The sequence below is a fragment of the Burkholderia sp. AU32262 genome (assembly GCF_020419985.1).
GTDB lineage: Bacteria > Pseudomonadota > Gammaproteobacteria > Burkholderiales > Burkholderiaceae > Burkholderia > Burkholderia semiarida.
In genome coordinates, this window is record NZ_JAIZRS010000012.1 from 72389 (window position 1) to 96078 (window position 23690).

A 23690-nucleotide genomic window follows, 5' to 3' on the forward strand; every position below is an offset into this window, starting at 1 on the left:
TACCGAGGTATCCGTCTTGATTCCGTTTACGCCCTTGACCTCCCACATAGCACCCGATGTGCGGCGCGATTACGCGTCGCTCCATCTGTATATCGACGGCCGGTTCTTTCAGGCCGACGGCCGGCGCACGCAGCCCGTTCTCGATCCGGGCACCGGCGACGTGCTCGGCGACCTGCCGCATGCGACGCCGGCCGATATCGACGCCGCGGTGCGCGCCGCGCATCGCGCGTTCGCGACGTGGCGCCGCGAGTCGCCGCTCGCGCGCTCGGACATCCTGCGCCGCGCGGCTGCGCTGGTGCGCGAGCGCGCCGACGCGATCGGACGTCACATCACGATGGACCAGGGCAAGCCGCTTCGCGAGGCGATCGCCGAGGTCGTGTCGTCCGCCGAGCAGCTCGAATGGCACGCGGAGGAAGGACGTCGCACGTACGGCCGCGTCGTGCCGTCGCGCTCCCCGGACGTCGCCCAGACGGTGCTGCGCGAACCGATCGGCGTGTGCGCGGCGTTCTCGCCGTGGAATTTCCCGTTCAGCCAGGCGATGCACAAGATCGCGGCGGCGCTTGCGTCCGGGTGCACGCTGGTGCTGAAAGGGCCGGAGGAATCGCCGAGCGCGATCGTCGCGCTCGCGCGCATCTTCCACGACGCCGGATTACCCGCGGGCTGCCTGAACATCGTCTGGGGCGTGCCGGCCGACGTGTCCAGGCAACTGATCGAGTCGCCGCTCGTGCGCAAGATCTCGTTCACGGGTTCGGTGCCGGTCGGCAAGCAACTGGCGGCGCTTGCCGCGTCGCACATGAAACGCATGACCATGGAACTAGGCGGCCATGCGCCGGTGCTGGTCTGTGCGGACGCCGACGTCGAACGCGCGGCGACGATGCTGGCCGCATACAAGTTTCGCAACGCCGGGCAGGTCTGCGTATCGCCGACGCGTTTTTTCGTGCAGCGCCCGGTGTTCGACCGGTTCGTCGCCGCATATCTCGAGGCGGTCGGCAAGATCCGCGTCGGCTACGGGCTGGAAGAGGCGACCACGATGGGGCCGCTTGCGCATGCGCGACGCGTAGCCGAGATCGACGCGTTCGTCGCCGACGCGAAGGCAAAAGGGGCGGAGATTGCCGCAGGCGGGGCGCGCCTGCCGACGGCGGGGCCGGGGCACTATTTCGCACCGACGGTCGTGCTGGGGCCGGCGCGTGATACGCGGCTGATGAACGAAGAGCCGTTCGGGCCGATCGTCGGGATCGTGCCGTTCGACGCGCTCGACGATGCGCTCGACGAAGCCAACCGCTTGCCGTTCGGCCTCGCGTCGTACGCGTTCACGACGTCGGCGCGCCATGCGCACCGGATCGGCCGTGCGCTCGAAGCCGGCATGGTCAACATCAATCACTTCGGCATGGGGCCGGCGGAGATCCCGTTCGGCGGCGTGAAGGACAGCGGCTTCGGCAGCGAGGGCGGAACGGAGACGTTCGACGGCTACCTGGTCACCAAGTTCATCACGCAGATGAACTGACCGCGCACGTGGGCGTTTCGGATGCGGCATCGTTCGCGATGCGATGCCGCGCGAATGCTCAGGTGGCGTCGCCGATCCGTGCGGTGGCGTCGATCAGGAGCTTGCCGAGTACGTGTTCGTCGAACAGCGCGAAGTGTTCGGCGCGAAAGATCAGCGACAGGCTGCTGTTGACGTCGCCGCTGCTGGCCGTGCGAATCGGTGCGGCGATGCCGACGAACCCGGCGTCGAGCTCGCCGCGCGAGATCCAGTATCCGGCCTCGACGATCTGCTGGCAGGCGCGCCAGAACTGCGTCCAGTCGGCGGCGAACTCGCCCAGCTCGGCGTTGTGCCGTTCGTGCAGGCGCTTCAGCCGCGCGCGCGACATCGCGGCGACGATCACCTTCGACGACGCGCCCTGGAACAACGGCATGATGCGGCCGCGGCCGAAGCCCAACTGCAGATTCTCGGCGCCGGTCTCGTGCATCACGTTGATGATCTGCTCGTCGAACAGCGTCGAGACGAGCGCATCGCCGCCGGTGACCTGAACCAGTTTCTGGATGACGGGTTTCGCGGCGGTGAGCGTCGGGTCCGACTGCCGCATGTTGTAGTCGAGATGGATGATGCGCGGGCCCAGCGTATAGCGGCCGTTGGTGCCGACGAGCAGGCCGACGGACGCCAGTTCCTTCACGTAGCGATAGCACGTGGTGCGCGAAAAGCCCATGTGTTCGGCGATTTCCTCGGCGGTCATCGACGTCGCGGACGAAGAGAAGACGTCGAGGATGGACAGCATTTTGGTGAGGCTCGACATGACGTGATCCGGGATTCAGACGGCTTGCGGCAATGGAACGGGAAGGACGCACGCGCTGCGGGCTGCCGGGGTGCGGCACGGCATGCGCCGCCGCGGGCGACAGGCCGTAGTCTAACTTATGTCGTGCGGGCGGCGACCGGGACCACGGCGGCGAATGGGCGCGGTGCGGGCCGGCCGCGTCGGGGAGGATCGTTTCACCTTGAATGATATGGATTCCTATTTTAATGGAAGAAATCGCACCCGGTCGAGGTTGCCGCCGAGCCGGTCGGATCGCGCGCGCATCGGCCGGGAAGTTTCGATGAGGAGAAGACGATGAAAGGGTGGTTTCGGATGATGGCTTTATGCGGCTGCGGAACCGTCGCACCGACGTTCGCGCAATCGAGCGTGACGCTCTACGGTTCGCTGGACACGGGCGTGACCTATACGAGCGACGTGGCGTCCGCCCCGCATGGCGGGCGTCAGGTCGCGTTGCAGGCCGGCGTGTCGCGCAACGACGTGTGGGGCCTGACGGGCAGGGAGGATCTCGGCGGTGCCGGCTACGCGGTGTTTCGGCTCGAAAGCCAGTTCCAGACGTCAGACGGCGCGCTGACCGTGCCGGGCTCCGCGTTCAGTTCGCAAGCGTACGTCGGGCTCGGTGGCGACTGGGGGACCGTGACGCTCGGGCGGCAGTTCGATTTCGTCGGCGATCTCCTGCCGGCGTTCGCGATCGGTGCGAACACGCCGGCCGGCCTGCTCGCGTGGGGCTTGCCGGCGAACGCGTCGGCGGGCGGCGCGCTCGACAACCGTGTATGGGGCGTCCAGGTGAACAACGCGGTGAAGTACGTGAGCCCGTCATTCGGCGGATTGTCGTTCGGCGGCATGTGGGGGTTCGGCAACGTGCCCGGGACGGTCGCGCGCGGCAGCGTGCAAAGCGCGATGCTGTCCTACGCACAGGGCGCGTTCAGTGCCGCCCTCGCTTATTTCGGCCAGCACGACGTGACCGCCGGCGGCAATCTGCGCAATTTCTCGGTCGGGGCCGGCTACAACGTCGGTCCGCTCCGCGTCTTCGGCATGGTGTCGGACGTGCGGATCAGTGCCGCCGCGCCGCTGCGGGCCACCACTTGCGACGCCGGGCTGACCTATGCCGTCACGCCGTCGTTGCAACTGGGCGGCGGGTTCCAGTACCAGCAGCGCGGCGGCGACGTCGGCTCGGCCAATCAGGTCACGTTGAGCGCCGACTATTCGCTGTCGAAACGTACGGGCCTGTACGCGGTATTCGCACGCGGGCACGACGGTGCTTACGGCGCCCAGGTCGAAGCGGCGCTTGGCGGGCCGGCGTCCGGTGCGGCGCAGACGGCGGTTCGGCTCGGCGTGCGGCATCAGTTCTGACGGTTCGGGAAAGCACGGGCTGCCGCGCACGCTGCGAGCCCGTGTGGTCCGCCGGGTTCAGAAGCGATGCATCATCCCGACGCGCAACGCCAGCTGATTGCGGCCCGACGACTGCCCGGCCGTGCCGAGCACGTGTGCGTAGTCGAAGTCGGTGCCGGTATTGCCGGTTGCATGCTGATACGCGCCCTGAATGTACGTCGAGGTCCGCTTGCTGAGATCGTAGTCGAGCATCATCGATAGCTGGTGCCAGCTCGGCGACGCATCGCCCGCCGCCGTCGCGACATGTGCATGCGTGTAGGTATAGGCCGCGCCGAGCCAGACGTCCGGCCGGAAGAAATACTGGCCGTTGACCTCGAAGTTGTCGAATTTCCACGCGTGCTGCGAGCCTGCCGCCGGCTGGTTCGCGAAGTAGAGATTCAATTCCGGGTTGGTCACGTCGACATGCGAATACGCGGCGGACAGCGTCAGCTTGTCGCTGAACTTGTACGATGCGCCGGCATCGATGTTCTGCTGCGAGCGGCCGCTGAAAACCGTATCGTCGCTCGACAACGCGCCGCCCGCGGTTGCGCCGCCATTGTCGGCCTTCAGGTACGCGACGGCAGCGGAAAATGCGCCCGCCTGGTACTGCACGGCGGCGCTGTACACGCGGTTCCGCGCGAAGCCGCCCGCCTGATTCGCGAGCCCGTACAGCACTTCGCCCTTGAAGCCGCCGTACATCGGCGACACGTACTTGATGCTGTTCTGGATGCGGTAGTCCCAGTCGGCGTTGTCGTTGTCGTACGGATGCGCGCCGAAGTCGCCGAGCCAGTTTCCGGTGGCCGTGAAAGGGCTCCATATGTCGAGCGTGGGATCGTACTGGCGGCCGAACGTCAGCGTGCCGAACCGATCGGAATCGAGCCCGACGTAGGCCTGCCTGCCGAACATCCGCGACGTGACCCCGAGCGCACCGGTGCTCGCGTTGAAACCGTTCTCGAGCTGGAACAGCGCTCTCAGCCCGCCGCCGAGGTTCTCGGTCCCTTTCAGGCCCCAGTTGCTGCCGACGGTATCGCCGCTGACCATCTGGTAAGCGTGGCTGCCGCCCGCGTTGCTCGTGAAATTGACGCCCTCGTCGATCAGGCCGTACAGCGTCACCGTGCCTTGCGCATGGGCCGTCAGGCCGAAACCCATGGCGCTCGCGGCCGATACGGCCGCCATTATCTTTTTCATCGTCGATCTCCAGGTGTGGGCGGCCCACGCGGCGCGGTTTCCGACGGCGTGCGACGGCGCCGGACGCGTGCGGCGGGTCCGCTTGTCGTTAGTAAAACGAAATATTTATGGTGAAGAAGATCGGCCCGCCGCGATCGGGCGGACCGGATGCGGAAGCTCACCGGGCGCGAGGTTTCCGCGTGGCGGCGTTACAGCATTCGCCGCAGCACGTCGTTTTCCGGGTTGCGGTCGAAGAATCGGTGCTTCAGCGCGCCGAGCACATGCAGCACGACGAGCGCGAGCAGCGTGTAGGCGAGCGTCCTGTGCAACCACTGAAACGCCTCGAACCAGTGGTCGTTCTTCGGCAGCAGCTCGGGTACGCGGAAAAAGAAGAACGGCACGCCGTCGCTCTGCGTAAACGTGCTCGACATCGAATAACCCATCAGCGGCACGACGATCGCCAGCGCATACAGCAGGTAGTGGCCGATCTTCGCGAGCTTGCGGTCGAGCGTCGGCAGGGTCGAAGGCAGCGGCGGCAACGGCTTCATCGAACGGATTGCCAGTTGCGTGACGACCACCAGCAGCGTGAGCACGCCGAATTCCTTGTGCGTCGGGTAGTACCAGTCGAACTTGGCCGGCAGGTTGTCGTCGAGCCGGACCATCGTCCAGCCGGTCCAGAGCTGCGCGCCGATCAGGATCGCCCTGACCCAGTGCAGCAGTCGAAGCGCGAGCGGGTATTTCTCCACCGTGAATGCAACGGCCCGGTTTTCCATTTGACTTGTCTTCCTTTAAAACGAAACGGGAACAGGCGGGATGCCGATCGTCGACTTCGGCGCCCCGCGGCGATCGTCGTCGAACCGAAGCCGGACGGCGACGCGCACGAACCTTCGACGAAAAGCCCGTGCGCCGGGCCGGTTCGCGCTCAGGCGATCGCCAGCGAATCCGCGCAGCATTCCTGCAGCGCTTCGCGCAGCGTCACCGCGATGAAGTCGGCTTCGTCCTGCCGCAGCGTCAGCGGCGGCGACATCACGACCTTGTTCGCGATCGCGCGGACCAGGACGCCGCGCCGGCGCGCGGCATCTGCCACGCGGGCGGCGAACCCCTTGCCCGGATCGAGCGGCGTGCGGCTGGCCTTGTCGGTCACCAGGTCGAGCGCCAGCATCAGCCCCTTGCCGCGGACGTCGCCGACGGTCTCGAAGTCTGCCTTCAGCGGCAGCAATTGCTCGAGCAGGCGCTGGCCGACCCGCGCCGCATTGCCCGGCAGATCCTCGGCCTCGACGATGTCGAGCACCGCGAGCGACGCGGCGCAGGCGAGCGGATGGCCGCTGTACGTATAGCCGTGCATGACCACGTGCGAGAAGCCCGCCCCATGTTCGATCGCGTCGGCGATCCGCCCGTTGTACAGCGTCGCGCCGAGCGGCACGTAGCCGGCGGAAATGCCCTTGGCGACGCACAGGATGTCGGCGGCGACGCCCCAGCCGCGGCTGCCGAGCAGGCTGCCGGTGCGGCCGAAGCCGGTGACCACCTCGTCCGCGATCAGCAGGATGCCGTTGCGGTCGCATACGGCGCGCACGCGAGCCCAGTAATCGGCCGGCGGGACGATCAGGCCGCCGGCGCCCTGCACGGGTTCGGCGACGAACGCGGCAATGGTCTGCGGGCCGTGGAACGCGATCGTTTCCTCGATCTGCCGGATGCAGTGCTCGACGAGCTGTTGCGGATCGTCGCAATTCCACGGATTGCGATAGAGCCACGGCGTGTCGAGCAGCACGCAGCCGGGCAGCAGCGGGCCGTGATTGTAATGGTAGACGCCGTTGCCGCCAATCGACGTGCCGCCCATGTGCACGCCGTGATAGCCGTTGCGCAGCGACAGGAATTTCGTGCGCGACGGCTCGCCCGCGGCGACCCAGTACTGGCGCGCCATCTTGAGCGCGGTCTCGATCGCGTCGGACCCGCCGCTGCCGAACATGACCCGCTGCATGTCCTCCTGCGCGAACATCGCGCACAGGCGGTCGGCCAGATCGTAGACGCGCGGATGGGCGACGCCGTCGAAGGTCTGGTAGTACGACAGTTCGTCCATCTGCCGGGCGATCGCGCTTTTCACTTCCGGCCGGTTATGCCCGACGTTGACGTTCCACAGGCCGCCCACGCCGTCGAGCATGCGGTGGCCCTCGACGTCGTACACGTAGTTGCCGTCGCCGCGCGCGATGATCACGGTGGGAGTCGTATGCCCGGCGGCCGCCGAGCTCATCGGGTGCCAGAATCGTTTTTGACGCTTTTGATAGTCCATGGTGTCTCTCGTCTCTCTTGCGAAGTGCTTGAACAGGGTTGTGGCGCGGTGCGCGCCGTCGGGTCACAGGGCTGCGGTGACGATCTTTTCCTCGAGGTACGCATCGAGCGCGGCCTTCGACAGGTCGCGCCCGATCCCGCTTTGCTTGGTGCCGCCCCACGGCAGGCGTGCGTCGATCGGGCTCCACGCGTTGATCGCGACCGCGCCGACGTCGAGCCGTTCGGCGACGCGGTGCGCGGTGCCGACGTCCTGCGTCCACACCGAGGCGGACAGACCGAACGGCGTGTCGTTGGCGATGCGAACGGCGTCGTCCTCGGTGTCGAACGGCATGACCATGCCGACCGGGCCGAATACCTCGTCGCGGGCGATCCGCATGCCCGGATGGACGCCGCCCAGAATCGTCGGGCGCATGAAGCACCCGCGCGGCGGCACCTGTTCGTCGCCGGCGAGCATCACCGCCCCTTCGGCGAGCGCGCCGTCGACGAGCGCTCGCACGCGTGCGAGGTGCCGCGGGTTGATGAGCGCGCCCATCTGCACGCCGGGCTCCGATGGCGGACCGACGCGCATCGCCCGGGCCGCGTCGGCAAGCCGTTCTTCGAGCGCCTGGGCGATCGAGCGGTGCGCGAGCACGCGCGAGCCGGCCGCGCACGTCTGCCCCTGGTTCGCGAACATGCCGGCCATCAGCGACGGAATCGCACGGTCGAGATCGGCGTCCGCGAAGACGATCTGCGCGGCCTTGCCGCCGAGTTCCAGCGTGACGCGCTTGAAGGTCCTTGCTGCCACGCCCGCGATCGCGCGGCCGACTTCGGTGCTGCCGGTGAAACTGATCTTGCTCACGAGCGGGTGCGCGACCAGCGCGGCGCCGACTTCCGCGCCCACGCCGTGGACGATGTTGACGACCCCGGCGGGAAGGCCGGCTTCGCAGACGAGTTCGCCGAGCCGGGCGACGGCCAGCGGCGTGTCCTCCGACGGCTTGACGACCACCGGGCAGCCGGCCGCCAGCGCCGGCGCGAGCTTCCACACGGCGATCATCAACGGCGCGTTCCACGGGATGATCAGACCGGCGACGCCCACCGGCGCACGCCGCGTGTAGCTGAGCGTCGGGCGGCCCATGAAGCCGTCGGTCGGAATCGTGCGGCCCTCGAGCTTGTCGGCCCAGCCGGCGAAGTAGCGCAGCGTGTCGATGCACATCGGGAGGTCCATCATGCGCATCTCGGCAAGCGGACGTCCCTGTTCGACGGCCAGCAATTCCGTCAGCGCATCGGCGTCGCGCTCGACCAGGTCCGCCAGCCGAAGCAGCCAGCGGGCGCGGGCCGCGCCGCCCGCGCGCGCCCAGGCGTCGTCTTGCAGCGCCGCGTGCGCGGCGCGCACCGCGCGATCGACGTCCTCGGCGGTCGATGCGGGCACGGCGGCCACGTAGTCGCCGGTCGCCGGCGCCAGTTTGTCGAAGGTGCGGCCGGCCGCTGCGTCGCAATGCCTGCCGTCGATCAGATTCTGAATTTTCATCATGGTGTCCGTGTTTCCAGGGGCGAATCGTCGGGCGGAACGGGGCGGCGGCGGGGGCGGCCGCCGCCGTGCTGCTTCGACGTCGCCTTTACTGTATGTCGATGGAATCGCGCGCCTTGTCCGCTATCGGCAACCGTTGCGGCGCGATCGGGATAGGGAATACCCGTGCCGGCGCGACACGTCGCATGGCGCGTGGGCGGCGGGAAAGCGTCGGGGCGGCGACGGGACGGCGGTGCGGCACCGTCCGGGCGGCGGTTATTGGACGGCGCGTCCGAGTGCGCGGTACAGGTCGGGGTCGCTGCGTTTCAACCGCAGCGCGGCGCGGATGCCGAGCGCGCCGACGGCGGCGAGGAAATACGGAAACATCGCGACGAAGGTCGAATCCGATCCGCTCAGCACCGACAGGTTGCGCACGACCAGCACGAGGCAGGCGCCGAGCGCGATCACGCTGACGAGCGGCGCGATCAGGCGGTGCACGAGGCTGGCGTCCCGATGGTCGCGCGCGAAGAACGCGATCACCGAGGCCGCCACCAGGATCTGCACCGCGATGATGCCGATCGTGGCCAGCGCGCTCATCCACGAGAACACGACCGCGAACGGGTCGAGGCGAAAGGCCGCCGATCCGGCGATGGCCGCGAGCGCGATCAGCGTCTGCACCTTGCCGGCGACGTCCGGGCAACGATGCACGGGGCACGTATGGCCGAGCTTGCGCCACAGCACGCGTTCGCGGCCCATCGCGTAGAAATAGCGCGTGATCGTGTTGTGGAACGACAGGATGGCCGCGAACAGGCTCGTGACGAGCAGGACGTTCATCGCGTCCGTCGCGATGCCGCCGAGCAGTCGACCGCTGACGGCGAACCAGAGGTTGGCCGGATCGCGTGCGGCCTGCGCGGCGATCGCGCGCTCGCCCCAGGCCTCGACGATCGCCCACGACGACAGCGCGTAGAACGCCATGATGAGGATCACGGCCACGTACGTGGCGCGCGGAATCGTGCGCTTCGGGTCGCGCGCCTCCTCGGAGAAGATCGCCGTGGCCTCGAAGCCCATGTACGAGCCGAGCACGAACACGAGCGCGGTGCCGAGCCCGGGCGCGAACACCATTGCCGGGCTGAACGGTTTCGCGCTGAAGCCGCCGGCGCTCGCGCCGTGCGCGATGATCGCGAGATCGAGCAGCATCACGATCGCGATCTCGCCGATCATCAGCATGCCGAGCAGCCGGCCGCTGAACTCGATGCGTCGCGCACCGCAGAAGTGCACGGCGACGACGCATGCGAGCGCGAATGCCCACCACGGCACGTCGACGCCGTAGTGCCGCTGGATGCTGTCGTTCAGGAAGAAGCCGAACATGCAGTAGATCGCGATCTGCACGGCGTTGTACGCGACGATCGCGACGAACGCGCCGCCCACGCCGGCGGGGCGCCCGAGCCCGTTCGCGATGTAGGCATAGAATGCGCCCGCATTGGAGATGTGCCGGCTCATCGCCGCATAGCCGATGCTGAAGATCAGGTACATGACGCCCGCCAGCACGAAGACGCCGGGCACGCCGGGGCCGTTGCCGAGCGAGAACGCCGCGGGCGTCGCGCCGACCATCGCGGTGAGCGGCGCGGCCGCGGCGACGACGAAGAAAACGATGTGTGAAAGTCCGACGGCGTTCTTGCCGAGCCCCGCTTCGGACCGGGGTGACGATTCGTTCATGAGTAGTCCCGCTGGCCGGATCGTCCGTCAGGAATCGACACCGGCATGCCTGATCGATATCCCCGTGCCGCGCGCCGATGCTGACGAGCCGGCAATCGCTGCCGACGTTCATCGACGACACGGGTATGCGCTTGGACGGCCGCTCCATGCGGTGCAGCGGGCATGCGAGCGGAGCCGACGACAAAATTTACGGTGCCGAAAACACGGGCGTTGTCCGTTATCGGCAATCCGCATGCACCACGCGGCAGGGGATTACCCGGATGAGGCGGCGCGTGCGGTGCGCTCAGCTCAGCCGCGGCGTGTGCGACGGCAACTCGTGGAAATGCTGGTGGTAATACGCGGAGAAACGCCCGAAATGGCAAAAGCCGAATTGCGCTGCCGCGTCGCCGATCCGCATCGTCTCGGGCGTCGTCATCAGGAAGCGCCGCACCGCGTTCAGCCGGATCGAGCGGAGGTAGGCGGTCGGCGTGGTGCCGACCACGTTCTGGAAGCTGTATTGCAGCGTGCGGCGGCTGATTCGGAGGTGGTGACAGAGATCGATGACCGTCGGCACGTCGTCGCACTCCAGCGCGATTTCCTGGCTGCGGCGAACGATGTAGCTTTGCGTCGACGCCGACGGCAGCGCACCGGCATCCGGGTCGTCGGGCTGCACGAGGTCGAGCAGGATGCCGACCACACTGTGCGCGAGCACGCGTTCGTCGAACGCATCGCGCGCGGTGAGCGAGTCGCCGTCGAGCGCTTGGCGCAGCACGCGCTCGAGGCCGTCCAGCGCATTGCCGTAGCGTGCGGGCGAGATCGGCAGCACCGGCTGCTTCAGGATGCGGGCGGGCAGGTTCGCGAGTTCGTCCAGTTCGCGATCGGCGGTGAGCGTGCGGTCGATCGTGAAGGCGAGCACCTCGGTGTCGCACGGCAGGTGGGCGACGAATTCCTCGCCGCCGCGCAAGGTCAGCAGGCTCGGTCGCTCGACGGTGCGACCCTGGACCACGGGCGCGACCGCGCTGGCGATCGGCAGCGCGAAGCAGAGCCGGCCGCGCGGCGCGAGGCCGTGCTGCATCACGCGCTGGTTGATGCGTTCGCGAAAGACGTGGAAACGCTGGCCGGCGACCTGACGCAGCGTGGTCGTGGCGGTGCCCGGACTGATCTGGTCGTAGTGCTGCGACCAGTTCACGATCGCCTGGGAATGGAGGAACACATCGGAGAAGCACAGTGTTTCAGCGTGCAGGTTCATGGTGTGGCTAACGCATTCCGTCTGAAATTCGATGCCGGCCGAAGCCGGCCCATGTTGCCCGGGCGCGGGCAGCGCGCTCGCGCCATGCGCGCGGGTCGACTGGACTCGCCCGGATGGACGGCTTCCGAAGGCGCCGTGCCACGCGGCTAGTCCCGCCGACGATCATATCCAGAAAAAAACACCGGGTGACGCGATCGAAACCCGATCGGCACTCGCTTGAAGGATGTTTTTGCAAATCTCATTATAGGGGATTGAATTTATCTTTATGGTGGGGTTTACATAGGGTGCGACGTGAGACCTTGCAGTAAGGGCAAAGCAGCGATTGGATGAGCATTGACCCGGTGCTTTCTTAAAAATCTGACGAATGTGGGTTGGAGGCATGACACGGTTAGCGTCCGAGGCGTTTTCTCGTGTTAACTACCAATGAATCCCGAATTGTGAGATTCGTATAATTCCCTCGCGACGCTTCGCGCAGCCTCTGTGCGCGCAACGCGTGGCGGCGCCACCGACGGCGGCCGCGAGCAACCCACGCGACGGCCGACGCATGTCCACATACCGGGAGCGGTCCATGTCCGAGTCACCCCCTGCCGTCTTGTATCGCCGGATCGCGCTGCGCGTGATTCCGTTTCTGTTCCTCTGCTACGTCGTCAACTTCGTCGATCGCGTCAACATCGGGTTCGCCAAGCTGCAGTTCCTGCAGGACCTCGGCTTGAGCGAAGCCGTATTCGGCTCCGCGACGGCGATCTTCTTCATCAGTTACGCCGCGTTCGAGGTGCCGAGCAATCTGGTGCTCGCGCGCATCGGCGCGAGCCGCACGCTCATGCGAATCATGGTGCTGTGGGGGCTTTGCACGGTGGCGCAGATGTTCGTGACCGGCAGCGTGTCGCTGTACGTGGTGCGCTTTCTGCTCGGCGCCGCCGAGGCCGGCTTCTTTCCGGGCCTGATCCTGTACCTGTCGTACTGGTTTCCGGATACGGTGCGCGCCCGTGTCAACAGCGTGCTGCTGCTCGCGGTGCCGGTCGCCGGCATGATCGGCGGGCCGCTGTCCGGCTGGATCATGGCGCACATGCAGGACGCGATGGGCATGCGCGGATGGCAGTGGCTGTTTCTGATCGAGGGATTGCCGGCCATCGCGCTCGGGCTGGTTGCGCTGCTGATGCTGAGCGACCGGCCGGAACAGGCGGCATGGCTGTCGCCTGCGGATCGGCGGGCGCTGTTGCGCGATCTCGACGCGGATCGGGCCGCGGCAGTGGTCGGCCATGATGGGGCCCGCGTGCTCGACATCGTTCGCAACGGTCGCGTGCTCGGGCTTGCCGCGATCTATTTCTGCGTCTACGTCGGGATGGGGACGGTGACGTTCTGGTCGCCCACGGTGCTGAAGGCGGCCGGGGTGTCGAGCGTCTCCGGAATCGGTTGGTTGTCCGGACTGATTTCCGTATTCACGATGATCGGCAACGTGGCGATCGCATGGAGTTCCGACCGATACGGCGAGCGCCGATGGCATACGGTGGCCTGCATGCTCGTCACCGCGTGCGGTTTGCTGCTTCTGCGCTTCTCGGTCGGCCACGTCTGGATCACCGTGACCTTGCTTGCGATCGCGCAGTTGTGCGCATTCACCGTGCCGATCGTTTTCTGGACGATTCCGGCGGCCCAACTGACCGGCCGCGCGGCGGCGGCGGGCATCGCGGTGATCAGCATGCTCGGTTCGCTCGGCGGCGCGTTCAGTTCGTGGCTGGTCGGTGCCCTGTTCGTGCGTACCGGCGCGCCGTATGCCGGGTTCGGCGTGGTCGCGGGGCTGCTGGTGGTCGGCTCGGTGCTGGTGACGAGCCTAGTGCCGCGCACGCTGCCGCCGCGCCGCACGGCGAGCGATCGGGCAGCGTTGCAGGGCGTTGAATAGCGCGTTGCCGGCGCCCGTGCGCCGGTCAATCCGGCTCCGAATCCGGCTCGGCTTTCAGCCCGCCCTCGATCCACCGCGCTTCGGACGCGCGAAGATGCGCGCGAATGGCCGTCTGGGCCGCGATCGGATCGCCGGCCTGCAGCGCGAGCAGCACGTCCTCGTGCTCGCGCACGGCGGCGGTCCACGTCTGCGGATTTTCCGCGTGGCCGCGCATGGCGGCCGCGATCGGGTCGTGGCGGCTGTCGAACAGCTCGCCGACGAAGCGCGTGAGCACCGAATTGCCGGCGGCTTCCGCGATCAGCATGTGGAATTGCCGGTCGGCCTCGACGGGCGATTTGCCGGCCTCCGCGAGCCGCTTCATGCGCTGAACCGTGCGGCGCAGGCGTTCGAGCATCGCGGCCGTCATCCGTGCGGCGGCCAGCGCTGCCACGCTGCCTTCGACGGCCGCGCGGGCCTGCATCAATTCCGACGGACTGTCGCCGAGCGTGGCCATCGGGCCGACGGCGTCGGCCGCCGTGTCGCGGACATAGACGCCGGAGCCCATCCGGATTTCGATCTGGCCGCCGATTTCCAGCGCGATCAGCGCCTCGCGAAGCGACGGACGCGATACGCCGAGCGTCAGCGCCAACTCGCGCTCCGGCGGCAGCCGCTCGCCGATCGCGAATTCGCCCTGGCGAATCAACGCGACGATCTGGGCCGCGACCGATTGGTAAAGCCGCTTGGGTTCTGTCGATTTCATTCGATCGATTGAGGTCAATGCGCTCTCGGCACAAGCGCGTGTCGCGGAGTCTATCACGCCTGCCTCATCGCCCCATGCAGCGGCTCATTCAGCCGGGTGTCCGGGTTTTTACCATTGGTAAGATCAGATTGAAATAGATAAATTGGCTTGACCAAAACGGGTTTGATTGCTGTAATTCATCCAAATTGGACTGACCAGGCGAAGCCGAGGTCGATCCGCCTCAAGGAGACGCAATGGCAATGCCTCGCAATCTGCCCGGTCAGGCCGCACAGGACGAAGCGGACCGGGAGATCCTGCGCCTGGAAGGGATTCGCAAGCGCTTTCCGGGCGTCGTCGCGCTCGACGGCATTCGCCTCGACTTGCGCCGCGGCGAGGTGCATGCGGTGTGCGGCGAAAACGGCGCGGGCAAATCCACGCTGATGAAGATCATCAGCGGCCAGTACCTGCCCGACGAGGGCGTCGTTCACTATCGCGGCGCGCCGGTGCGGTTTCGTTCGGCTTCCGAAGCGCAGGCGGCCGGCATCGCGATCATTCACCAGGAGCTCAATCTCGTCCCGCACCTGAGCGTGGCGGAGAACCTGTTCCTCGCACGCGAGCCGCTGCGCGGGCCGTTCGTCGACGCGAAACGCATGAATGCGGATGCGGCGCGCTGCATCGCGCGAATCGGCCTGAACGTCGCGCCGACGACGAAGGTCGGCGTGCTGTCCATCGCGCAGCAGCAGATGGTCGAGATCGCGAAGGCGCTGTCGCTCGATGCGCGCGTGCTGATCATGGACGAACCCACGTCGTCGTTGACGGAAGCGGAAACGGTGCAGCTCTTTCGCATCATCGAGGAACTGCGCGCCGACGGCGTGGCGATTCTGTATATCTCGCACCGGCTCGACGAAATGGCGCAGATCGTCGATCGTGTGACCGTGCTGCGTGATGGACGCCACATCTCGACGGACGATTTCGCCGACGTCAGCATCGACGACATCGTCGCGCGCATGGTCGGACGCACGCTCGACGACGCCTATCCGTCGCGGCAGTCGGCGCCGACGGACGACGTGCTGCTCGACGTGCGGGACCTGCGCCGCGACGGCGTGTTCGGACCGGTGTCGTTCGCGCTGCGCCGCGGCGAGATCCTGGGTTTCGCGGGATTGATGGGTGCCGGACGCACCGAGATCGCCCGCGCGATCTTCGGCGCGGATCGCCCGGACGGCGGCACGATCGCGCTGCACGGCCGGCCCGTGACGATCCGCTCGCCGCGCGAGGCGATCCGGCACGGCATCGCGTATCTGTCGGAGGACCGCAAGAAGGAGGGGCTCGCGCTGCCGATGCCCGTCACGGCGAACCTCACGCTCGCGAACGTGCGCGGCATCGCGTCGCGCTTCGGATTCCTGCGCTTCGACGACGAGCTCGACGTGGCGCGCCGCTACGTGCAGGACCTCGCGATTCGCACGCCGTCCGTGCACCAGCGCGTGCGCAACCTGTCCGGCGGCAACCAGCAGAAGGTCGTCATCGGCAAATGGCTGTACCGCGGCTCGAAGATCCTGTTCTTCGACGAGCCGACGCGCGGCATCGACGTCGGTGCGAAATTCGCGATCTACGGGCTGATGGACCGGCTCGCCGCCGATGGCGTCGGCGTCGTGCTGATCAGCTCGGAATTGCCCGAACTGCTCGGCATGACCGACCGGATCGCCGTCTTTCACGAAGGTCGAATGACCGCATTGCTCGACACGAAACACACCAGTCAGGAGGAGATCATGCACTACGCGTCGGGACGTTCCCATGCTTGAAATGACATCCGATCGAAGCCAGGCCGACGAGCGGGCGGCGCGACAGCGGCGGCGCGACCTGATCCAGAAATTCGCGGCGCTCGGCAGCCTAGTCGTGCTCGTGTTCGCGTTCTCGATATCGAGCGCGGCGTTCTTCTCGGTCGACAACCTGATGACCGTCGGCCTGCAGGTCACGTCCATCGCCTATCTGGGCGTGGCCGCCACCTGCGTGATCATCACCGGCGGCATCGACCTGTCGGTCGGCTCGGTGCTCGCGCTGGCCGGCGTGTGCGCGGCGCTGCTCGTCAAGGCGGGCGTGCCGGTGCCTGCCGCGATGGCGGCCGGCATCCTGGTCGGTGCGCTATGCGGGCTCGTCAACGGCATCTGCGTGACGCGCATGGGCCTGCCGCCGTTCATCGCGACGCTCGGCATGATGCTCGTCGCGCGCGGCATCGCGCTGCAGATCACGGGCGCGCGGCCCGTCTCGGATCTCGGCGACGCGTTCGGCGCGCTCGGCAACGGCGCGCTGCTGCGGATCTCGCGCATCGGCGCGGACGGCTTCCCCGACACGACGTTTCCCGGCATCCCGTATCCGGTCGTGATCATGGTCGTGCTGTTCGTCGTGGTGTCCGTGCTGCTGTCGAGAACGTCGCTCGGCCGTCATATCTACGCGGTCGGATCGAACGCGGAAGCCGCGCGGCTGTCGGGCGTGAACGTGCAGGGCGTGAAGCTGTTCACCTACGTGCTGTCCGGCGCGCTCGCGGGCGTGACCGGCTGCGTGCTGATGTCGCGGCTCGTCACCGGGCAGCCGAACGAGGGCGTGATGTACGAACTCGACGCCATCGCCAGCTCGGTCATCGGCGGCACGTCGCTGATGGGCGGCGTCGGCACGATTTCGGGCACGGCGATCGGCGCGTTCGTGATCGGCGTGCTGCGCAACGGCCTGAACATGAACGGCGTGTCGAGCTTCATCCAGCAGATCATCATCGGCGTCGTGATCCTGGGCACGGTGTGGATCGACCAGTTGCGCAATCGCCGGCCCTGACCGGCGGCAAGCAGTCCCTACCAACGAGAAGCGGAGCGAGACATGAACAAATCCATCCTGCTGGCGGCATCGGCGTGCGTGTTCGCGGCGGCGTGCAACAGCGGCGCGTATGCGGCGGGCGGCGAGATCGCCGTGATCGTCAAGACGGTCAATTCGAACTACTGGCAGAACGTTCAGAAAGGCGCGAAGGCGGCGCTCGACGGCGCCAAGGGCTACACGATGACGTTCCAGGGGCCGGCGGCCGAGTCCGACATCAGCGGGCAGGTCAACATGGTCGACAACGCGGTCACGCGTCATGTGGCGGGCATCGTGCTCGCGCCGTCCGATCCCGATGCGCTCGTGCCCGCGATCAAGAAGGCGTGGGAAGCGCACATTCCCGTCGTGCTGATCGACTCGGCCATCTCGGATGCCGGCAAGCCGTACTACCAGGCGTTCCTGTCGACCGACAACGAGAAGGCCGGCGCGTTGTGCGCGAAAGCGCTGATCGATCGCGTCGGGCAGTCCGGCAAGATCGCGATCATGTCGTACGTGCCGGGCGCGGGGTCCGAGGTCAGCCGCGTCGGCGGGTTCCGCAAGTACATCGAGAGCCATTCGAAGCTGCAGATCGTCGGCCCGTACTACTCGCAATCGCAAATGGCGACCGCGCTGAACCAGACGACCGACGTGCTGTCGGCGAACCCCGACCTGAAGGGCATCTTCGGCGCGAACGAGCCGACCGCGGTCGGCATGGGCCGCGCGCTGAAGCAGTCGGGCAAGGCGGGCAAGGTCGTGGCGATCGGCTTCGACGGCAACGAGGACCTGCAGGGCTTCGTGCGCGACGGCACCGTGCAGGCGATCGCCGTGCAGGGTTCGTGGCAGATGGGGAACCAGGGCGTGCGCACGGCGCTCGACGTGATCGAGCGCAAGCCCGCGCCGAAGCTGATCGATACCGGCGTCGTGATGGTCGACAAGCAGAACCTCGATTCGCAGGCGGCGAAGAATGTCCTGTACTGATCGCCCGTGCCGCTTTCCCGCATCGAGTTGCCGCTCATGAACGCGAACGATACGCGCACCTTGCCCCGCAGCGGGTTGACGGTGTCCGCGCTCGGTCTCGGCTGCTCGCAGCTCGGCGGCCTGTATCGGCCGATGTCGGCGGCCGACGCGGCCGCGCTCGTCGACGCCGCGTGGGCGGCCGGCCTGCGCTATTTCGACACCGCGCCGTATTACGGCTACACGCTGTCCGAGCGGCGCGTGGGCGCGGGGCTCGCCCCGCGCGCGCGGCGCCTTCACGCTCAGCACGAAGGTCGGGCGGCTGATGCGCGCCGACCCGAGCGTGCGGCCGGGCGACGACGGCTGGGCCGAGCCGCTGCCGTTTCGGCCCGTCTACGACTACAGCTACGACGGCATCCTGCGCTCGTACGAGGACAGCCGGCAACGGCTCGGGCTCGCGCGGATCGACATGCTGTACGTGCACGACATCGGTGCGATGACGCATGGCGATCGTCACGCGCACTACTGGGAACAGTTGACACGCGGCGGCGGGTTTCGCGCGCTGGAGGCGCTGCGCTCGGGCGGCGAGATCGGCGCGTTCGGTCTTGGCGTGAACGAGTGGGAAGTCGCGGCCGACGCGATGAACGAAGCGGCGCTCGATGCCGTGCTGCTGGCCGGACGCTACACGCTGCTCGAACAGACGGCGCTCGAACCGCTGCTCGACGCGTGCGCCCGTGACGGGACGGCGATCGTGATCGGCGGCGTGTTCAATTCCGGCGTGCTCGCCGGCAACGGCAAGTTCAACTATGCGGACGCGAGCGCCGACGTGATCGACAAGGCGACGCGCCTGGGCGCGCTGTGCAGGCGCTTCGACGTGCCGCTTCCCGCCGCCGCCTTGCAGTTTCCGTTCGGCCATCCGGCCGTCGTGTCGTGCGTGATCGGCGCGCGCAGCGTGGCGCAGTTGAAGCAGAACATCGAATGGCTCGAGCGCCCCGCGCCGGCCGAACTGTGGGCTGCGTTGCGCGACGAAGGCTTGATCGACGCGCGCGCGCCGCTTCCGGGAGCACGTGCATGACCGTGCGCATCGATTCCCATCAGCACTACTGGCGAATCGGCGCGCGGGCCGGCTGCTGGCCGCCGGCCGAGCTCGACGCGATTCACCGGGATTTCGGCCCCGCCGACCTGGCGCCGCTGCTCGACGCCGCGCGTATCGACACCACCGTGCTCGTGCAATCGCTGCCGAGCGAAGCCGACACGCGCTTTCTGCTCGATCTCGCGGCCGACACCCCGACGGTCGGCGCCGTGGTCGGCTGGGTCGACCTGAAGGCCGACGACGCAGCGGCACGGATCGCGGCATTTGCGGCCGCGCCGAAGGCGCGCGGCTTGCGTCCGATGCTGCAGGATCTGCCCGACGACGCATGGATCGACGATCCGCGGCTGGATCGCGCGGTCGCCGCGATGCTCGAGCACGCGCTGCGTTTCGATGCGCTGGTGATGCCGCGCCATCTCGATGCGCTGCACACGTTCGCGCGACGCCATCCCGATCTGCCGATCGTGATCGATCACGGTGCGAAGCCGTTCATCGAGCGCGGCGAATTGCAGCCGTGGCTGTCGGCGATGCGCCGGCTCGCGAGCCTGCCGAATCTTCATTGCAAGCTGTCCGGCCTCTGGACGGAGGCCGGGCCGTCTGCCGGCCCGGACGTGGTGCGGGCGCGCACGCGGCCGTATGTCCACGCACTGGCCGACCTGTTCGGGCCGACGCGCCTGATGTGGGGCAGCGACTGGCCGGTGCTGCGGCTGGCGTCGGCGTGCGGCGGCTACGGCGAATGGCTGGCCGCGTGCGAGGACGATTGCGCGCGGTGGCTCGGCGCCGCGGCGCTGGACGGCCTCTTCGGCGGCAATGCATGCCGCTTCTACCGGATCGACACCGCACGCCACGACGAATGAACCCGAACGAAAGGAACCCGACATGCTCAGCGTGATTTGCGAATCCCCCGGCGTGCTGCGCGTGCAGCAGCGCGATCTGCCCGTGCGCGGCAGCGGCGAAGTGCTGTTGCGCGTGCAACGGGTCGGCATCTGCGGCACCGACCTGCACATCTTCACCGGCAACCAGCCTTACCTCGAATATCCGCGCGTGATGGGCCACGAGCTTTCCGCGGTCGTCGTCGAGGCGGAACCGGCGTCGGGGCTCGGCGCCGGCGACGCGGTGTACGTGATGCCGTATCTGTCGTGCGGACACTGCGTCGCATGCCGTCACGGCAACACGAACTGCTGCGTGAACATCAAGGTGCTCGGCGTGCATCGCGACGGCGCGCTGGCCGAATACCTGAGCGTACCCGCGCAGTTCGTGCACAAGGCCGACGGCATTTCGCTCGATCAGGCGGCGATGCTGGAATTCCTCGCGATCGGCGCGCATGCGGTGCGCCGCGCGGACGTTCGCGCCGGGCAGCGGGCGCTGGTCGTCGGCGCCGGGCCGATCGGCATGGCCGCGATGATCTTCGCGAAACTGCGCGGCGCCGACGTCACGTGCCTCGACACGCGGGCGGATCGACTGGCGTTCTGCCGGCAGCATCTGGCCGTCGACGCGACGGTGGAGGTGGGCGCGGACGATACGGCGCGTCTCGCGGAATTGACGAACGGCGAGTATTTCGATGCGGTGTTCGACGCGACGGGCAACCTCGATGCGATGAATCGCGGCTTCGAGTTCGTCGCGCACGGCGGCAAATACACGTTGATCTCGATCGTGCGCGGGCACGTCGCGTTTTCGGATCCCGAATTCCACAAGCGGGAGACCACGCTGCTCGCGAGCCGCAATGCGACGGCCGAGGATTTCGCGACGGTGCTCGACGCGATGCGTGCCGGGCGCATTCCCGACCGCGCGCTGAACACGCACCGGATGCGGCTCGAGGACGTGCCGGACGCGCTTCCGCGGCTGCTGGAAGCGGGGCAGACCGTCGTGAAGGCGCTCGTCGAATGCTGAGCGATCGAATCCGGCACGCGGAGCGCACGCGATGACGCCGCCAATCCTGCAGTTCGGCACGAGCCGCTTCCTGCTGGCGCACGTCGACCTGTTCGTCTCCCAGGCGCTGGACGACGGCAACGCGATGGGCGGCATCGGCATCGTGCAGACGACGGGCAATCCGGCCAGCCGCGCGAGAATCGACGCGCTGCGCGCCACCGGTCGCTATCCGGTGCGGATTCGCGGGCGGGAGCGCGGCGGTGTCGTCGACGAACTCGTCGAGTGCCACGCCGTGCATCGCGCGTGGGATGCCGAGCGCGACTGGGCGGAAATACGCGGCGCAGCGATCGAGACGGTGCGCGTGATCGTGTCGAATACCGGCGACGCAGGCTATCGTGCCGATCCGCGCGACGCCGCGGACCTGCTGGCCCGGCCGGAGCACGCACCGCGCGGTTTTCCGGCGAAGCTGCTGGCGCTGCTGCATGCGCGCTGGCAGGCGCGGCCCGATGATGGCGTCTCCATCCTGCCGTGCGAACTCGTGACGAACAACGGCGACACGCTGCGCGACATCGTAATGGGCCTCGCGCGCGCGTGGCGGCTGCCCGGCGCGTTCGCCGACTATCTGTGCAACCGCTGCGTGTGGGTCAACTCGCTCGTCGACCGCATCGTGTCCGAGCCGCTTCATCCGGTCGGCGCGGTCGCGGAGCCGTACGCGCTGTGGGCGATCGAACGGCGTGCCGGCATGGCGCTGCCGTGCCGGCACGCGCAGATCGTCGTCACCGACGATTTGCGCAGCTACGAGCGCCTGAAGCTGTTCTTCCTCAATCTCGGGCACAGCTGGCTCGCGCAGCAGTGGCTCGAGGCGGGGCGCGACGCATCGGAGACGGTACTGGACGCGATGAACGATGCGCGGCTACGCGACGGTCTCGAGGCCGTGTGGCGCGATGAAGTCGCGCCGGTATTCGTGGCGCTGGGCTTGCGCGAAACGGCCGAACGCTACGTCGACAGCGTGCGCGAGCGTTTTCTCAATCCGTTTCTCGCGCATCGCATCGCCGATATCGCCGTCAACCATCGCGAGAAGGTGGCGCGGCGGATCGAGCCGTTGCTCGCGCTCGCGGATTCGCTGGCGCTGTCGGCCGGACAACCGCGCTTGCGGCAACTCGTCGCCCGCCATGAACCGGCGGCCGGCGCTCCGGCGGCCGGCATCGCAACGACAGGGAGAGATGCATCGTGAAGCCACCGGCAATCGTGATCCTTCACGGCGACGACAACGTCGCCGTCGCACTCGACGCGCTGGCGCCGGACGTGCCGATCGACGTGCGCGGCGCACCGCTGCGGCTGGCGAACGCGGTGCCGGCCGGCCACAAGCTCGCCACCGCGCCGATCGCGCGCGGCCACGCGATCGTCAAATGCGGGCAGCCGATCGGCATCGCGCTGCTCGACATCGCCGCCGGCGAGCACGTGCACGTGCACAACGTCGGGATGCCCGAGCGGCATGCGCACGATGACGGGCCCGCCGGCGACGCGCACGACGTGCCCGCGGATCGCCGCGACACCTTCGACGGATTCGTGCGGCCCGACGGCAGCGTGGGCACCCGCAACTACGTCGGCGTGATCGCGAGCGTCAACTGTTCGGCGAGTGTCTGTCATGCGATCGCCGATGCATACCGGCACGGCGCGCTCGATGCATTCGGCCATGTCGACGGCGTCGTCGCGATCACCCATCAGAGCGGCTGCGGCATGTCGGCGACCGGGGACGGCATCGAGCTGCTGAGGCGCACGCTCGTCGGCTATGCGCGCAACCCGAATTTCGCCGGCGTGCTGCTCGTCGGCCTCGGCTGCGAGGTCAACCAGGTCGGGGCGCTCGCGCAACGGCTCGACGCGGCGGCGCCCGGCACGGTGCGCACGCTGGTGATCCAGGACGAGGGCGGCGTGCGCGACACCGTCGCCTGCGGCGTGTCGATCGTGCGGGAGTTGGTGGAGGCGGCCGACGGCGCGCGGCGCAGCACCGTGCCGGCATCGCGGCTGACCGTCGGCCTGCAATGCGGGGGTTCGGATGGTTACTCGGGCATCACCGCGAACCCGGCGCTCGGCGCGGCCGTCGACCTGCTGGTTCGCAACGGCGGCACCGCGATTCTGTCGGAGACGCCCGAGATTTACGGCGCCGAGCATCTGCTGATTGCGCGGGCGGCGTCGCGCGACGTGGCCGGGCGTCTGCTCGGCAGGTTGCAATGGTGGGAGCGCTACGTCGCCGACAACGGCGGAGAAATGAACAACAACCCGTCGCCCGGCAATCTCGCCGGCGGCATCACGACGATTCTCGAGAAGTCGCTCGGCGCGGTGTCGAAGGGCGGCCGCTCGCCGCTTCGCGCCGTCTACGATTATGCGGAGCCGGTGCGGCAAGCGGGGCTCGTGTTCATGGATACGCCCGGTTACGACCCGGTGTCGGCCACTGGGCAGATCGCCGGCGGCGCGAATCTCGTGTGCTTCACGACGGGCCGCGGTTCGGTGTTCGGCTCGAAGCCGGTGCCGACGATCAAGATCGCGACGACGAGCGGCCTGTTCGAGCGAATGCAATCGGACATGGATTTCGACAGCGGCGGGATCGTCGCCGGTTCGCTCACGGTCGACGAAGCGGGCGCGCGGCTGTTCCGGCTGATGCTCGACGTCGCGTCCGGACGACGATCGCGCAGCGAGGACAACGGCATCGGCGAACGCGAGTTCGTGCCGTGGCTGCGCGGCGCGGTCATGTGACGCTAGAGTC

18 protein-coding genes and 1 pseudogene are annotated in these 23690 nt (G+C 67.8%); 11 read left to right on the forward strand and 8 right to left on the reverse strand.

Features of this window, described 5'->3' with window-relative positions; translation table 11 throughout:
- The first annotated feature begins 16 nt into the window (after nt 1–16).
- Complete coding sequence (locus tag LGN10_RS16285; protein ID WP_226224260.1) at nt 17–1504, forward strand: NAD-dependent succinate-semialdehyde dehydrogenase; 1488 nt, start codon at nt 17–19, stop codon at nt 1502–1504.
- Nucleotides 1505–1562: 58 nt separating this feature from the next.
- Here the strand turns inward: LGN10_RS16285 and LGN10_RS16290 are convergent, their stop codons facing one another.
- Nucleotides 1563–2291, reverse strand: coding sequence for an IclR family transcriptional regulator (locus LGN10_RS16290; RefSeq protein WP_059577791.1), 729 nt, complete (start codon nt 2289–2291; stop codon nt 1563–1565).
- A gap of 312 nt (nt 2292–2603) precedes the next feature.
- Between LGN10_RS16290 and LGN10_RS16295 the strand changes: the two genes are divergently transcribed.
- Nucleotides 2604–3659, forward strand: a complete 1056-nt coding sequence (locus LGN10_RS16295; protein WP_059577793.1) for a porin — start codon at nt 2604–2606, stop codon at nt 3657–3659.
- Nucleotides 3660–3716: 57 nt separating this feature from the next.
- Here the strand turns inward: LGN10_RS16295 and LGN10_RS16300 are convergent, their stop codons facing one another.
- From LGN10_RS16300 to LGN10_RS16325, 6 genes are all read right to left on the reverse strand, one after another.
- A complete protein-coding gene (locus LGN10_RS16300) occupies nt 3717–4865 on the reverse strand; it encodes a porin (RefSeq protein WP_059577796.1) in 1149 nt (382 codons plus the stop codon).
- A gap of 188 nt (nt 4866–5053) precedes the next feature.
- Nucleotides 5054–5617: a cytochrome b gene (locus tag LGN10_RS16305; RefSeq protein ID WP_059577799.1), complete on the reverse strand. Its 564-nt coding sequence runs from the start codon at nt 5615–5617 to the stop codon at nt 5054–5056.
- Between the two features lie 149 nt (nt 5618–5766).
- Entirely contained in the window at nt 5767–7131 is a 1365-nt protein-coding gene (locus tag LGN10_RS16310) for an aspartate aminotransferase family protein (protein WP_099318514.1), read from the reverse strand.
- A 63-nt stretch (nt 7132–7194) separates the two neighbouring features.
- The gene (locus tag LGN10_RS16315; protein ID WP_226224262.1) at nt 7195–8640 is read right to left on the reverse strand and encodes an aldehyde dehydrogenase family protein; all 1446 of its coding nucleotides are present in this window, start codon (nt 8638–8640) and stop codon (nt 7195–7197) included.
- A gap of 252 nt (nt 8641–8892) precedes the next feature.
- The gene (locus LGN10_RS16320; RefSeq protein WP_059577807.1) at nt 8893–10332 is read right to left on the reverse strand and encodes an APC family permease; all 1440 of its coding nucleotides are present in this window, start codon (nt 10330–10332) and stop codon (nt 8893–8895) included.
- Nucleotides 10333–10615: 283 nt separating this feature from the next.
- A complete protein-coding gene (locus tag LGN10_RS16325; protein ID WP_059577810.1) occupies nt 10616–11560 on the reverse strand; it encodes a helix-turn-helix domain-containing protein in 945 nt (314 codons plus the stop codon).
- A 568-nt stretch (nt 11561–12128) separates the two neighbouring features.
- On the opposite strand from LGN10_RS16325, the gene LGN10_RS16330 reads away from it, so the two are divergent.
- Nucleotides 12129–13457, forward strand: coding sequence for an MFS transporter (locus LGN10_RS16330; protein ID WP_059577812.1), 1329 nt, complete (start codon nt 12129–12131; stop codon nt 13455–13457).
- 25 nt (nt 13458–13482) lie between these two features.
- Here the strand turns inward: LGN10_RS16330 and LGN10_RS16335 are convergent, their stop codons facing one another.
- A complete protein-coding gene (locus LGN10_RS16335; protein WP_059577814.1) occupies nt 13483–14196 on the reverse strand; it encodes a FadR/GntR family transcriptional regulator in 714 nt (237 codons plus the stop codon).
- 233 nt (nt 14197–14429) lie between these two features.
- Here LGN10_RS16335 and LGN10_RS16340 point away from each other — a divergent pair, with 233 nt between their 5' ends.
- The 8 genes and pseudogenes from LGN10_RS16340 to LGN10_RS16375 all read left to right on the forward strand — a co-directional run bounded on the left by LGN10_RS16340 (nt 14430) and on the right by LGN10_RS16375 (nt 23680).
- On the forward strand, nt 14430–15974 hold the full coding sequence (locus LGN10_RS16340; RefSeq protein WP_226224263.1) for a sugar ABC transporter ATP-binding protein: 1545 nt from the start codon (nt 14430–14432) through the stop codon (nt 15972–15974).
- Nucleotides 15967–16998, forward strand: a complete 1032-nt coding sequence (locus tag LGN10_RS16345; RefSeq protein WP_059577820.1) for an ABC transporter permease — start codon at nt 15967–15969, stop codon at nt 16996–16998. The genes LGN10_RS16340 and LGN10_RS16345 overlap by 8 nt, the downstream gene beginning before the upstream one ends.
- A gap of 42 nt (nt 16999–17040) precedes the next feature.
- On the forward strand, nt 17041–17991 hold the full coding sequence (locus LGN10_RS16350; protein ID WP_059577823.1) for an ABC transporter substrate-binding protein: 951 nt from the start codon (nt 17041–17043) through the stop codon (nt 17989–17991).
- Between the two features lie 132 nt (nt 17992–18123).
- A pseudogene (locus LGN10_RS16355) lies at nt 18124–19042 on the forward strand (aldo/keto reductase).
- A complete protein-coding gene (locus LGN10_RS16360) occupies nt 19039–19914 on the forward strand; it encodes an amidohydrolase family protein (protein WP_226224265.1) in 876 nt (291 codons plus the stop codon). Before LGN10_RS16355 ends, LGN10_RS16360 begins: the two are co-directional and overlap by 4 nt.
- A 22-nt stretch (nt 19915–19936) precedes the next feature.
- The gene (locus LGN10_RS16365) at nt 19937–20947 is read left to right on the forward strand and encodes a zinc-binding alcohol dehydrogenase family protein (RefSeq protein WP_060967064.1); all 1011 of its coding nucleotides are present in this window, start codon (nt 19937–19939) and stop codon (nt 20945–20947) included.
- A 31-nt stretch (nt 20948–20978) separates the two neighbouring features.
- On the forward strand, nt 20979–22160 hold the full coding sequence (locus LGN10_RS16370) for a mannitol dehydrogenase family protein (RefSeq protein ID WP_226224267.1): 1182 nt from the start codon (nt 20979–20981) through the stop codon (nt 22158–22160).
- On the forward strand, nt 22157–23680 hold the full coding sequence (locus LGN10_RS16375) for a UxaA family hydrolase (protein ID WP_226224268.1): 1524 nt from the start codon (nt 22157–22159) through the stop codon (nt 23678–23680). The genes LGN10_RS16370 and LGN10_RS16375 overlap by 4 nt, the downstream gene beginning before the upstream one ends.
- Nucleotides 23681–23690 lie beyond the last annotated feature (10 nt).